The following is a 12,007-nucleotide window of genomic DNA, read 5'->3' on the forward strand; positions in this document are numbered from 1 at the left end:
GCGGACGCCTCGGGGTTTCTGACTGAATGACAGACGCTCAGACGCGCTTGAACACCAGCGTGCCGTTGGTGCCGCCAAAACCAAAGGAGTTGGAGATCGCCACGTCGATCTTCATGTCGCGCGCGGTATTGGCGACATAGTCCAGATCGCAGCCATGCTCCAGATCCTGCTCAACCAGATTGATGGTCGGCGGCGACACCTGGTTGTGGACCGCCAGGATGGTGTAGATCGCTTCGACACCACCGGCGCCACCCAGCAGGTGACCGGTCATCGACTTGGTCGAGTTGACCGCCAGCTTCCTGGCATGATCGCCAAAGGCCATCTTGAGCGCGTTGGTTTCATTGGCATCGCCCAGCGGCGTGGAAGTGCCGTGCGCGTTGACATAGTCCACCTGATCCGCATTGACGCCGGCATCGCGCAGCGCATTGGCCACGCCACGTGCCGGGCCTTCGGCGCTCGGGGCCGTGATGTGGTGAGCATCGGAGCTCATGCCAAAGCCAATCAGCTCGGCATAGATACGGGCGCCGCGCTTGACGGCATGCTCATACTCTTCCAGCACCAGCACGCCGGCACCTTCGCCCATCACGAAACCATCGCGACCGGTATCCCAGGGACGGGAGGCGGTGGCCGGGTCATCGTTGCGGGTCGACAATGCCTTCATGGCGGCAAAGCCACCCACGCCCAGACGGGTGATCGCGCCTTCGGCGCCACCAGCCACCATCACGTCGGCATCGCCGTACTGGATGATGCGGGCCGCATCGCCAATGCAATGGGCACCGGTGGTGCAAGCCGACACAATGCCGTAGCTCGGACCCTGATAGCCCTTGATGATCGACACATGGCCGGCGATCAGATTGATCAGCGAGCCGGGGATAAAGAACGGGCCGATCTTGCGCGGACCGCCTTCCATCAGGGCCACGCCGGTCTCTTCGATCAGCGGCAGGCCGCCGATGCCGGAGCCGATATTGACCCCGACCCGGGTCTTGTCGAGCGAGGCCACCTCATCCAGACCGGCATCGCCAATCGCCTGCAGCGCAGCGGCAATGCCGTAATGGATGAACACGTCCATGCGACGTGCATCTTTCGGCGAAATATAGGCGCCGATATCGAAATCCTTCACCTCGCCGGCGATCTGGCAGGCCAGGTCACTGGCATCAAAGCGGGTGATTCGGCCAATGCCGGATTTGCCTGCCAGCAGGTTGGCCCAGCCGGTGGCGACGTCGTTCCCTACCGGGGACACATGCCCCAGACCGGTGATGACAACTCTTCTCTTGGACACGGGACTTCTCCGCGTTAATACGGGAACACTTCCCGGGCGCGGCTACCGGCTAGCGGCGGCAGGCACCCTTCTCCCGAAGGTTCGTTCTCGATCCTGTCGGTGACAGGATTCAAAAATCTGTAACAGAAGCGCGAGCAAAAAGACCTCTGCGCCAGCGCGAAGCGCTTCGTGCAGAGGTCCTGGAAATACGACTGCTTACTTGCTCAGGTGAGCGCTCACGTAGTCGATGGCTTGCTGAACGGTGGTGATCTTTTCAGCTTCTTCATCCGGGATTTCGCACTCGAATTCTTCTTCCAGTGCCATCACCAGTTCAACGGTATCCAGGGAGTCAGCGCCCAGGTCGTCGACGAAAGAAGACTCGGTCTTCACTTCGGCTTCGTTCACGCCCAGCTGTTCGGCAACGATCTTCTTGACACGCTGTTCGATGTTTTCCATTTGGTAAAAATCCTTTCCCATTCGATGTCGGGATTACAAAACCCGACTATTCTACAAAAAAAAATTAGAGTAGCCTACCTAATTCTGCTTTGCGGTGTTGTTGCCTTACGGCATCAACATGCCGCCGTTCACATGCAGGGTCTGCCCGGTGATATAGGCAGCCCGATCCGAGGCCAGAAAAACAACGGCATCGGCGATATCCTTCGCATCCCCCAGACGGCCCAGGGCAATCTGGCCGACCAGCGCTTCACGCTGCGCTTCCGGCAAAGCCTTGGTCATGTCGGTATCAATGAAACCGGGGGCCACACAATTGACCGTAATGTTGCGACTGCCGACTTCACGCGCCATCGACTTGGTAAAGCCCATAATGCCGGCCTTGGCCGCCGCATAGTTGGCCTGGCCGGCGTTGCCCATGGCACCGACGACCGAAGCGATATTGATGATGCGGCCGGTACGGGCCTTCATCATGCCGCGCAGCACTGCCTTGGAGGCCAGGAACACCGACTTCAGATTGGTGTTCATGATGGCATCCCAGTCTTCTTCGTTCATGCGCAACAGCAGTGTATCGCGGGTAATGCCGGCATTATTGACCAAAATCGACACATCGCCGAATGTTTTGCCAATTTCGCCGATCAGCGCCTCAATCGCCCCCGGAACCGACACATCCAGCACACGGCCCGCCCCCCCGCTGGCCTGCAGGCGACCATGGATAGCCTCGGCCCCCGCTTCGGAGGTGGCGGTACCGATCACGATGGCACCTTCGGCAACCAGTGCCTCGGCAATGGCTGCGCCAATCCCGCGCGACGCGCCGGTGACCAGCGCCACTTTACCTTGCAACAGCATGTTCCGGCTCCTTTAAACCAGCTCTGCCCGTGCCGCTTCCAGCGAAGCCGCATCGGTCAGGGCAAAACACTTGACGTTGCCGTCGATCCGCTTGGCCAGGCCAGCCAGCACCTTGCCCGGGCCACACTCGGCCATCAGGGTCATCCCGCCGGCAGCCATCAGGGCCACGGTTTCGGTCCAGCGCACCGGGCTGTACAGCTGGCGCACCAGGGCATCACGAATCTGCGCCGGGTCCTGATAAGCAGCGACGTCGGCATTATGCAGCACTTCGATGACCGGCGTTTGAATCTCGACATCGGCCAGCGCCGCCGCCAGACGCTCGGCAGCCGGCTTCATCAGCGCACAGTGCGACGGCACCGACACCGGCAGCGGCAGGGCACGCTTGGCACCGGCGGCCTTGCAGGCCTCCATGGCGCGCTCGACCGCGGCACGATGACCGGCGATCACCACCTGCCCCGGCGAGTTGAAGTTCACCGGCTCGACCACCTCACCGGCAGCCGAAGCGGCGCAAGCCTCGCGGATCACCTCGTCGCTCAGGCCGAGAATCGCGGCCATGGCGCCGGTGCCTTCCGGCACAGCCGCCTGCATGGCTTCGGCACGCAGCCGTACCAGACGGACCGCATCAGCAAACGGCAGCGCTTCCGCCGCCACCAGCGCGGAATACTCGCCCAGGCTGTGGCCGGCCAGACGCGCCGGACGCGCACCGCCGCTGCTCAGCCAGGCACGCCAGGTGGCGACACCGGCAGCCAGCATCAGCGGCTGGGTATTGACCGTGGCATTGATGGCATCGGCAGAATCCGCCTGCAGCATCGCCCACAGATCCTGAGCCAGCGCATCGGAAGCTTCAGCGAACGTATCGCGAACCACCGGCAGCGCGGCAAACCCATCCATCATTTTCAGGCTTTGCGAGCCCTGACCGGGAAAAAGGAAGGCAAACGCCATAAGTCTGTCTCCAGCAAAAAGAGTGGAATGGTGAGCACGGCTGACACTCAGAAGGTCAGCAGCACCGCACCCCAGGCGAAACCGCCGCCGATACCCTCCAGCAGGACACGCTGGCCGCGACGAATACGCCCGTCGCGCACCGCCTGATCCAGCGCCAGCGGAATGGAAGCGGCCGAGGTATTGCCATGCGTCGGCAGGGTCACCACCACACGCTCCATCGACAGGCCAAGATGCTTGGCCGTCGATTCGATGATGCGCAGGTTGGCCTGGTGCGGCACCAGCCAGTCGACCTGATCCTGGCTGACGCCAGCCTGACTCAGGGTGGTGGTGGCAATTTCGGACAAGGCCTTGACGGCAAACTTGAATACCGCCGGACCATCCATGTTCAGGAACGGCAGACCCTGGATCTTGCCGCCGGAAATCTGGGCCGGGGTATTGAGAATCTTGTTGTAACGACCATCGGCCGCCATGCAGGCATGCTCGATGCCCGGCTGGTCGGAAGCGCCCAGCACCACGGCGCCGGCGCCATCGCCGAACAGCACGCACGTACGGCGGTCTTCCCAGTCGAGAATGCGCGAAATGATTTCCGCGCCGACCACCAGGGCCTTCTTGGCCATGCCGGCCTTGATGTAGTTATTGGCCGTCACCAGCGCATACATGAAACCGGCACACACCGCCTGCACGTCAAACGCCGGACAGCCGTGTACGCCCAGCTTCTCCTGCAACAGGCAGGCGGTGCTGGGGAAAACCATGTCGGGGGTGGTGGTGGCGACAATGATCAGATCAATGTCTTCGGGCACGAGCCCGGCGTCGGCAATCGCAGCGCGGGCTGCCTGCAGCGCCAGGTCGCTGGTCTTTTCGTCTTCGGCGGCGATGTGGCGTGCGCGGATACCAGTGCGAGAGACAATCCACTCGTCACTGGTTTCCACGCGCTCAGCCAACATCGCATTCGTCACCACGTTGGCCGGCAGATAACTGCCGGTACCCAGAATGCGTGAATAGACCATGTTGTTGTCAGTTCGCCTCAGTCTCGGAGGGCTTCAGATTCGACATCTGATGCACCACCCGATCGGTGATGTGACCAATCACATTGGAACGCGCTTCTTCCCAGGCCTGATGCAGGGCATAACTGAAGCCCAGCGCATCGGTGCCGCCATGGCTCTTCACCACGGTGCCCCTGAGACCGAGAAAGCTGGCGCCATTATAGCGACGCGGATCCAGGCTGTTGCGGAACCGCTTGAGTACCGACATCGCCATCAGCGCGCACAGACGCGTCCACCAGGTGCGCGTAAACTCCCGGCGCATAAACATCACGACCATGTGCGCCACCCCCTCGGAGGTCTTGAGCGCCACATTGCCGGTAAAACCATCGCAGACCACCACATCCACCTTGCCGCGGTAGACATCGTCGCCTTCGACGTTGCCGTAAAAATTCAGGCCGGATTCCTTCAGCAGCACCGAGGCGCGCTTGACGCTCTCGTTACCCTTGATATCTTCCGAGCCAATATTCAACAGACCAACCAGGGGGTTGTCGCGCCCGGCAATGCACGACACCAGCTCGGCACCCATGATGCCGAACTGCAGCAGTTGCTCCGGCGTGCAATCGACGTTGGCCCCCAGATCGAGCATGCAGGTATCCCTGCCCTCGACAGTCGGCAACAACTTGGCGATCGCCGGACGATCGATCCCCGGGATGGTCTTCAGCACGAAACGCGCGGTCGCCATCAGCGCCCCGGTATTGCCGGCCGACACGGCCGCCTGGGCCTCGCCGTCCTTGACCAGGGCAATGGCCACCCGCATCGACGAATCCTTCTTGTTCTTCAGGGCCAGCTGCGGCGCTTCGTCCATGTCCACCACCTGCGTGGCGTGACGAATGTCCAGACGATCGCGCACAGCCGATGCCTGCGCCGACAGTTCTGCCGCAATGGCTTCACTGTCACCAACAAGGATCAGACGTGCTTCGGGGTGTTCTTCGAGAAATCGGAGCGATGCCGGGACGGTGACCTTGAGGCCAACGTCGCCGCCCATGGCATCGACCGCTACGGTGATTGTCATCAACGGATACGGTAGTTGGTCCTACCTGTTCTTGGAGCCTGGATCAGGCCTTGTGAGGCAGGTAAGGGTAGAGAAAATTACTCGCCCTTGGCCTTCAGGACCTTGCGACCACGGTACATGCCGTTCGGGCTGATGTGGTGGCGCAGGTGAACTTCACCGGTAGCGGTGTCCTTGGCCAGGCTCGGCGCGGTCAGAAAATCATGCGCGCGGTGCATGTTGCGCTTGGACGGGGACTTCTTGTTCTGTTGAACAGCCATGTTCGACTCCTGAAAAATTCAATTACATGTTCATTCGGACTTGCGGCCCTTCAAAGCCGCCAACACCGCGAACGGGTTGGGCTTGTCAGCCTTGGCACGTTCCAGATGTTCCGTCCCGCAGTCGTCATGAAGTGGCGACAACGGCAAGCCCATGATGATTTCGTCTTCGATCAGCGCCTTCACATCCAGCTCGGGCTCGGCCATGATGGCATCGAGTTCCTCGTCGGCTTCGACGGCTTCTTCCAGCTTTTCCTCCGAGGTAAACAGCGTGATGACCGAATCGGCCACCAGGTTCACCGCAAAGGGCTGCAAGCAACGACCGCAGGGCACCGACAGAGCCACGGCCAGCTCGATGCGCAGCGAGGGACGGCGATTATCGTCGACAAAGCCGGTCAGCGTCCAGGACACTTCGCCGGCAGTCGAGGCAAGCTCCGACAGCACGCGTTCATCAAGCTGATTTACCGGCAACTTGCCGGCAATGCGCCGCCCGTCATAGGCATGCTTCAGCGGATCGATCAAAATCGGGTTAGACATAAACTGTGCATGATATAATCCAGGCCACTGATTTGTCAAAAAAATACAAAGTACCGAATATCCTGCCTGGCACAGGGTGTGTCGATCGGCACAGACCGTGCCCTTTATTATAATTGGACACGTCATCGTACTCGCCATGACAACAAGACCTGCCAGGTCTGGCCAGACAAATCGCCCACCTGGCAGAACAAAACCGTAGCTGACACCACAGATCGAACATGCAACTCGTCCTCGCCTCCACCTCCGTCTTCCGCCGCGAGATTCTGTCGCGTCTGGGCCTGCCCTTCATCGCGGCAGCCCCCCACTGCGACGAAACCCCGCTGCCGGGCGAAAGCGCCCCCGACACTGCCTGCCGCCTGGCGCGCATCAAGGCCCAATCACTGGCCGGCGCCTACCCCGACGCACTGATCATCGGCTCCGACCAGGTCGCCCTGCTCGACGGCCAGCAAATCGGCAAACCACAAGACCAGGAACACGCCGTGCGCATGCTGCTCAACCAGCAGGGGCGCACCACCGTGTTTCATACTGCACTGGCTCTCTATGACAGCGCCAGCGGCAAGCTGCAGGAACACGTCGACCTGACCCGCGTCACCCTGCGCCCGCTGAACGAGGCACAGATCCGCCACTACCTGGCGCAGGAGCCCGACGCCCTGTACTGCGCCGGCGCGGCCAAGAGCGAAGGCCTGGGCGGAGCGCTGATCGAGCGCATCGAATCCACCGACCCCAACGCCCTGATCGGCCTGCCGCTGTTCGCCCTGGTCAGCATGCTGGAACAGGCTGGCTTGCCCATCCTGGCCTGAGACCGCCACCCACCTCTTACCGGAACCCGATACATGGCCACCCTGTTTCTCATTCCCGCCCCGCTGGGCGAAGCCGACACCCCCTGGCTGCCCGAGCCGGAACGCGCCCGCCTCACCCACCTGCGCCACTTCGTGGTCGAAGCAGAAAAAACCGCCCGCAAACACCTCAAGGCACTGGGCATCAGCACCCCGATCCGCGAACTGACCATGCACACCCTCAACGAGCACACCCCGGCACAAGACATCGCCGCCCTGCTCGACCCCCTGCTGGCCGGCCACGACGTCGGCCTGATCTCCGAAGCCGGCTGCCCGGCGGTCGCCGACCCCGGCGCCCAGCTGGTCGCACTGGCGCACGAAAAAGGCCTCAGCGTCATGCCGCTGATCGGCCCCTCGTCCATCCTGCTGGCCCTGATGGCCAGCGGCGCCAACGGCCAGCGCTTCGCCTTCCACGGCTACCTGCCGGTCGACGCCGGCGAACGCGCCCAAACCCTGAAAAAGCTGGAACAACGCTCGCGCGACAACGACGAAACCCAGCTCTTCATCGAAACCCCCTACCGCAACGACGCCATGCTGGAACACCTGCTGAGCACCCTCTCGCCGACCACCCGCGTCGCCGTCGCCTGCGACCTGACCCTGCCGGGCCAGACCATCGTCAGCCGGCGAGTACGCGACTGGCCAAAAGAAAAGCCGGCGCTGCACAAGCGACCGGCCATCTTCCTGCTGCATGCCCAGCGATAAGCCGCCTGAGCCGCATACAACAAACAGGCCGCCCGGTCTCCTGACCAGGCGGCCTGCATCATGCCGATACCCCGCTCACTTCACGCAAGTGGCATCAATCGATTCATAGAACTTTTCCGTACTGGCCGCCGGTAACTCATACTTCAGCGAACACTGCTTCACATCATTGACCGCAATCGCCAGCCCCCCGTCCGCCGGCGGATCACTCACCATGGCAATCCCCATGCTGGCCACGGTAGCGACATAATCGCCCTTGGCATTCATCACCGCCGCGCCCTTCTGCGCCGGCGAACCATCCGGCATGGTGATATGAAACAGAATGCGCCGGGTGCGCGCCACATCAAACTTCACCTGATTGACCGAACCATGCCCGGCTTTCAGACGCTCGACACCATTATTGATATCCACATTGCGCGGCAGGGTCTTGGTCTCCAGCTCAATGCGCGACTCACTATAGGCCGGCATATCAGCAATCACCGCCCGCCCGCGATAATCCGTCCACACCGGACCGGAAGGGGTATCCACCTTCACGCCGCTGACATCGCCTACCTGCACAATGCCAAAGGTATCACGCACCTGATAGGGTGAAAGTGTCACGCCATCCGCACTGGCCACCGCCGCGCCCGACATATCCCAGGACGACGTCGCCTGGCCCGAGCCTGATTGCGAATAATGCGCCCCCAGATGGGTATAGGTCGTGGTCAGATAGCTGTCGGCCGACCAGCTGGTGGTATGCCCCTGCAGATCCTGCTCGGCACTCACCCCATAGCCGAAACGGTCACTGCCCTTGCCATTAAAGCGCAGCCCCGCCACATCACCACCGCGATTATTATTGCCATAAGCGCTCACCGTCCCGAGATCGGTCGGCACGATCACATTCAAATACAACTGATCACGCGGCGTCTGGCCATCATTACTGCCAATCAAATGATCATAACTGAGCGATGCCGACCAGGTCTTGAAAGAGACACCCCATGAGCCAAACAAATGTGAATTTCGCTTTCCTGCAAAGCTCTGACTGGTGCTATAGCCAAAGTTATACGCCCCCCAGCGCTCGTCATTGAAACCCAGCGAGGCGGTATAGCTCGCCTTGGTCCGCGTGCTCGGATCATCCTCCTGCAAATTCCCCAGGGTATCGCTCAACTCCTGATAATTGGCAGTCTGACGCGCCGCCGACATCGACAAAGAAAATTTGTCCGATGCCCGCACACTGACGCTACTCTGCAGGCTGGCCCCATTGCCGCCCTGTTTGGCATGCGAACCAATCAGAGAAAACGTACTCGACACCTGCTCACTGGGGGCCAGATGCAGCGTAGACGACGCCGCCTGGTAAGACGACGACAGCAGCGACCCTGCCTCCAGCACCGCCTTGCGCCCCAGCGCCCAGCCATTGCTGGCCGACAAGACCCAGGGGGCATCACGGCCGCCATCATTGCCCTGCACCTTGCCCAGCGCGGCAGAAAACCCGACCGTGGGCGCCAGCTGCGCCGGCAGATACAGCGCTGGCGGCACGGTAAAGCTGGTCACCTCGCCACCACTCTCCGTCACCTTGACACTCAAATCGCTATTGCCATTGAGAATCGGCAAATTATCGAGCGTAAACGGCCCCGGTGAGACCAGGGTTGAATAGATCAGCGAACCGTTCTGGCTCACCTCCACCTTGGCCTGTGAATGGGCAATCCCCTGCACAAAGGCACCACTGCCATTGCGCTTGCTCAGCGCCGCTTCCGGATAAAACTGCACCCCATACAGCGTAGACAGCGGAATCGTGCCCTGAGGCGCAATCGAGCCGATCTGCATCACCGACTTCTCGGCGGTCAGGGTTTTCTGCGCATAGCCAACCAGGCTGTTCCAGTGCGTCCCCTTGTCACCCGAGGTAAACGTCTGGTTACTGCGAAAAATCCAGTCAGCCAGATTGAAGCCCATTTGCGTATTGCCCTGGGTCTGCGTTCCGGAAGAACTATGCATGGAAAACAGCGAGTAATTCAGCAAAGCTGCTGTACCGCCTGAAGTGACATTCACCCCGGAGGTATCGCCATGCACCACGGCCTCATCCGGCACATACATCTCCACCGAGGCACTGCCCGGCAGCAGACGAATCACCGTCTGCGGGTAATCCTGACGATAATCATGGCACCCGGCCACCGGCTTGTCCGAATCCAGTGCCTTTGGCACCACCAGACCGGCTCGCTGCAAAAACGAACGGTCCACACACAAATTGCCCTGGTCATCGAAGCGCGCCGAAATCGAGCCGCGCAGCACATCATTCAGCTTCAGCGACACCTGAGTCACGCCAGCCGGGAAACGCGGCGCCTGCTGAAAATACTTGGCCAGCGCCGGGTCCAGCCCGCGCTGCTTGAGCATGTCCACATCAAAATTGGTCGCAGCCGGGGCAGCGGGCTCGGCCGGTTTCGCCGAACCTGCCGCCGCCTGGGGTTGGCCCACCGGCGCTGATGCAACAGGCTGCACCACCGCACTGTCAGCGCTGGCATGGGGCCCATACCCCAGCAACGTCACCAGCAGACAGGCTTGGGCAGTCAATGCAGACTCAGGCCGTTTAGATCGCAACAACACCAGACTCCTTCACATCATCCGTTAATGGACAGGGGCAACACTGCCGGCATCCGGCAAGGTCGTTACTGGCTGCAGCAAGAACTGCAGATCGGTCGAAAACGCCATACGCTGTTTGGGGTGAGCATCCGCCTCCGGCAGCATCGGCTGCAGCAAGAGCTGCAACTCAACCGGCTTGCCGCCGGTGGCCAGGCGAATGCCCTGCCCGGGCAACAGCGCCATCGCCTGGCGTACCGGTCTTGGCCGGTCGTCATCGACACTGCCGAGACGCGTCACGCCCAGCGGGCGCCCCTCGCTCTCTGCCGACTGCAGCAGCACCAGCAAGCGACCATTTGGCCCATAGGCAAAGAAGCGCCCGTTATTGGGCCCGCTCAGCCGCAGCTCCACCTCATCCGCCGTCGGGCACTGCAACCACACCGTACTCTGCCGCCGACCCGGCGAGCGAAAGCCCTTCAGCCGGGTGTTTTCCAGCTGGCTGGCTGACAACGCGCCGAAATCCTGCACCCCGCCGGACAAACGCAAAGTACAATCGCCGGACATCACCGCGGCCTGGGCCACCCCCGTCAGCAAGACCAGCCCGCACAGCACCACCCTCGGTTGCAACAAGCGCATGGCAAACCTCCCTCACAACCACCGATCCGAACCCGACAAACTCAGCCGGCTTTTTGTACAGCGGCAGGAGCAGAGGCAGCCGGGGCAACGGCGGCGGGCTTGCTCAACAGCGGCGCATCATAGGAGTCCACCGCATAGCCATACAGGCTGGCCGGCGAAATACGCAGCTGGGTGGTACTGCCCAGCGCGTCCTTGACCTTGCTGGCATCAATGGTCAGCGTCGCCCCCGGCAGCACATAGGGCTTGGGCAAATCCAGCGTCTGCTTGCCCGGCAGCAACTGCAGCAGCTGGGTCATGCGTACCACATACGGGCTCGGGTTGGTCACCACCAGCTTGTCGCCATCGCGCGTCCACTGCAGCAAGGTCCACGGGTCGTTCTTGCGCGGCAGGTTGGCCGGGTGAATCACCACCGGCAAATCCTGACGCAGCGTAATGCTCACCTGGTTCTTGCCCTTTTCCGCTTCCGGAATCCCTTCAAACACCACGCGCTTCATGCGCTCGGTGGTAATCGGTTCCTTGCTGTCAACAATGAAGCGCACCAGCTGCGACTGGCCGGCTTCCACCCGGGCCACCGGCGGGGTCACCACCAGCAGATGAGCGTTGTCTTCCGGCAGGTCATACATCGAGGTATACAGCAGGCGCGGGCGGTCATCGGTGTTCTTCACCGTGATGGTGCCTTCGCCATCGGCCACATTCACCAGCACCACCGAACTGTCCGGCACCATGCCGGTTGCCTGGGCCATCGAAGCACTGGCCAGCCAGACCAGCGCGCTCAGCAGAGATACTTTTTTCATTGTCAACCTCGTCATAAACTGTTGTGAAAATTCCTGCGGCGCAGGAGATATCGTCATATTAGAAGTCGGCCCGCTCAGCAGACATCAGAGCATTCCTATTCCTAAGGAAAATCCGTCAGAATTGATCATGAATCAGGCCGGAACTGG

The 12,007-nt window shown here is 61.4% G+C and carries 13 protein-coding genes; 2 read left to right on the forward strand and 11 right to left on the reverse strand.

The genetic code is table 11. From position 1 onward, the window contains the following. Window positions 1–37: 37 nt before the first annotated feature. From fabF to AACH39_RS06875, 8 genes are all read right to left on the reverse strand, one after another. A complete protein-coding gene (gene fabF, locus AACH39_RS06840) occupies window positions 38–1,279 on the reverse strand; it encodes a beta-ketoacyl-ACP synthase II (protein ID WP_215781700.1) in 1,242 nt (413 codons plus the stop codon). 195 nt (window positions 1,280–1,474) lie between these two features. Beyond that, complete coding sequence (gene acpP, locus AACH39_RS06845) at window positions 1,475–1,714, reverse strand: acyl carrier protein (RefSeq protein WP_215781697.1); 240 nt, start codon at window positions 1,712–1,714, stop codon at window positions 1,475–1,477. A 105-nt stretch (window positions 1,715–1,819) separates the two neighbouring features. Further along, entirely contained in the window at window positions 1,820–2,557 is a 738-nt protein-coding gene (fabG, locus tag AACH39_RS06850; RefSeq protein WP_215781692.1) for a 3-oxoacyl-ACP reductase FabG, read from the reverse strand. A gap of 12 nt (window positions 2,558–2,569) precedes the next feature. After that, on the reverse strand, window positions 2,570–3,499 hold the full coding sequence (gene fabD, locus AACH39_RS06855; protein ID WP_215781691.1) for an ACP S-malonyltransferase: 930 nt from the start codon (window positions 3,497–3,499) through the stop codon (window positions 2,570–2,572). Window positions 3,500–3,546: 47 nt separating this feature from the next. Continuing rightward, complete coding sequence (locus AACH39_RS06860; protein ID WP_215781690.1) at window positions 3,547–4,506, reverse strand: beta-ketoacyl-ACP synthase III; 960 nt, start codon at window positions 4,504–4,506, stop codon at window positions 3,547–3,549. 7 nt (window positions 4,507–4,513) lie between these two features. Continuing rightward, a complete protein-coding gene (gene plsX, locus AACH39_RS06865) occupies window positions 4,514–5,554 on the reverse strand; it encodes a phosphate acyltransferase PlsX (protein WP_215781689.1) in 1,041 nt (346 codons plus the stop codon). A 77-nt stretch (window positions 5,555–5,631) separates the two neighbouring features. After that, window positions 5,632–5,811, reverse strand: coding sequence for a 50S ribosomal protein L32 (gene rpmF, locus AACH39_RS06870; protein WP_215781686.1), 180 nt, complete (start codon window positions 5,809–5,811; stop codon window positions 5,632–5,634). Window positions 5,812–5,841: 30 nt separating this feature from the next. Next, on the reverse strand, window positions 5,842–6,345 hold the full coding sequence (locus AACH39_RS06875) for a YceD family protein (RefSeq protein WP_215781684.1): 504 nt from the start codon (window positions 6,343–6,345) through the stop codon (window positions 5,842–5,844). 218 nt (window positions 6,346–6,563) lie between these two features. Here AACH39_RS06875 and AACH39_RS06880 point away from each other — a divergent pair, with 218 nt between their 5' ends. Both AACH39_RS06880 and AACH39_RS06885 read left to right on the forward strand, forming a co-directional pair. Next, window positions 6,564–7,145 (forward strand): nucleoside triphosphate pyrophosphatase, encoded by a 582-nt coding sequence (locus AACH39_RS06880; protein ID WP_215781682.1) that lies wholly within the window; start codon window positions 6,564–6,566, stop codon window positions 7,143–7,145. Between the two features lie 33 nt (window positions 7,146–7,178). Continuing rightward, complete coding sequence (locus tag AACH39_RS06885; protein ID WP_338621173.1) at window positions 7,179–7,883, forward strand: SAM-dependent methyltransferase; 705 nt, start codon at window positions 7,179–7,181, stop codon at window positions 7,881–7,883. A 75-nt stretch (window positions 7,884–7,958) separates the two neighbouring features. Here AACH39_RS06885 and AACH39_RS06890 read toward each other — a convergent pair whose 3' ends face one another. Genes AACH39_RS06890 through AACH39_RS06900 form a run of 3 tightly spaced genes read right to left on the reverse strand, consistent with a single transcriptional unit; the run spans window position 7,959 to window position 11,860 of the window. Next, the gene (locus AACH39_RS06890; protein ID WP_338621174.1) at window positions 7,959–10,424 is read right to left on the reverse strand and encodes a fimbria/pilus outer membrane usher protein; all 2,466 of its coding nucleotides are present in this window, start codon (window positions 10,422–10,424) and stop codon (window positions 7,959–7,961) included. A gap of 54 nt (window positions 10,425–10,478) precedes the next feature. Continuing rightward, window positions 10,479–11,066, reverse strand: coding sequence for a hypothetical protein (locus AACH39_RS06895; RefSeq protein WP_215781675.1), 588 nt, complete (start codon window positions 11,064–11,066; stop codon window positions 10,479–10,481). A 41-nt stretch (window positions 11,067–11,107) separates the two neighbouring features. Further along, window positions 11,108–11,860 carry a fimbria/pilus chaperone family protein gene (locus AACH39_RS06900; RefSeq protein WP_338621175.1) on the reverse strand — a complete coding sequence of 251 codons (753 nt, stop codon included), beginning with the start codon at window positions 11,858–11,860 and terminating at the stop codon, window positions 11,108–11,110. Window positions 11,861–12,007 lie beyond the last annotated feature (147 nt).

This window comes from Paludibacterium flexuosum (genome assembly GCF_037076605.1).
Taxonomy (GTDB): Bacteria; Pseudomonadota; Gammaproteobacteria; order Burkholderiales; family Chromobacteriaceae; genus Paludibacterium.

Bases quoted from the DNA above. Each gene is read 5' to 3' on its own strand.
- acpP (WP_215781697.1), bottom strand. From the start codon at position 1,714: ATGGAAAACATCGAACAGCGTGTCAAGAAGATCGTTGCCGAACAGCTG.
- fabG (WP_215781692.1), bottom strand. From the start codon at position 2,557: ATGCTGTTGCAAGGTAAAGTGGCGCTGGTCACCGGCGCGTCGCGCGGG.
- fabD (WP_215781691.1), bottom strand. From the start codon at position 3,499: ATGGCGTTTGCCTTCCTTTTTCCCGGTCAGGGCTCGCAAAGCCTGAAA.
- AACH39_RS06860 (WP_215781690.1), bottom strand. From the start codon at position 4,506: ATGGTCTATTCACGCATTCTGGGTACCGGCAGTTATCTGCCGGCCAAC.
- plsX (WP_215781689.1), bottom strand. From the start codon at position 5,554: ATGACAATCACCGTAGCGGTCGATGCCATGGGCGGCGACGTTGGCCTC.
- rpmF (WP_215781686.1), bottom strand. From the start codon at position 5,811: ATGGCTGTTCAACAGAACAAGAAGTCCCCGTCCAAGCGCAACATGCAC.
- AACH39_RS06875 (WP_215781684.1), bottom strand. From the start codon at position 6,345: ATGTCTAACCCGATTTTGATCGATCCGCTGAAGCATGCCTATGACGGG.
- AACH39_RS06880 (WP_215781682.1), top strand. From the start codon at position 6,564: ATGCAACTCGTCCTCGCCTCCACCTCCGTCTTCCGCCGCGAGATTCTG.
- AACH39_RS06885 (WP_338621173.1), top strand. From the start codon at position 7,179: ATGGCCACCCTGTTTCTCATTCCCGCCCCGCTGGGCGAAGCCGACACC.
- AACH39_RS06895 (WP_215781675.1), bottom strand. From the start codon at position 11,066: ATGCGCTTGTTGCAACCGAGGGTGGTGCTGTGCGGGCTGGTCTTGCTG.
- AACH39_RS06900 (WP_338621175.1), bottom strand. From the start codon at position 11,860: ATGAAAAAAGTATCTCTGCTGAGCGCGCTGGTCTGGCTGGCCAGTGCT.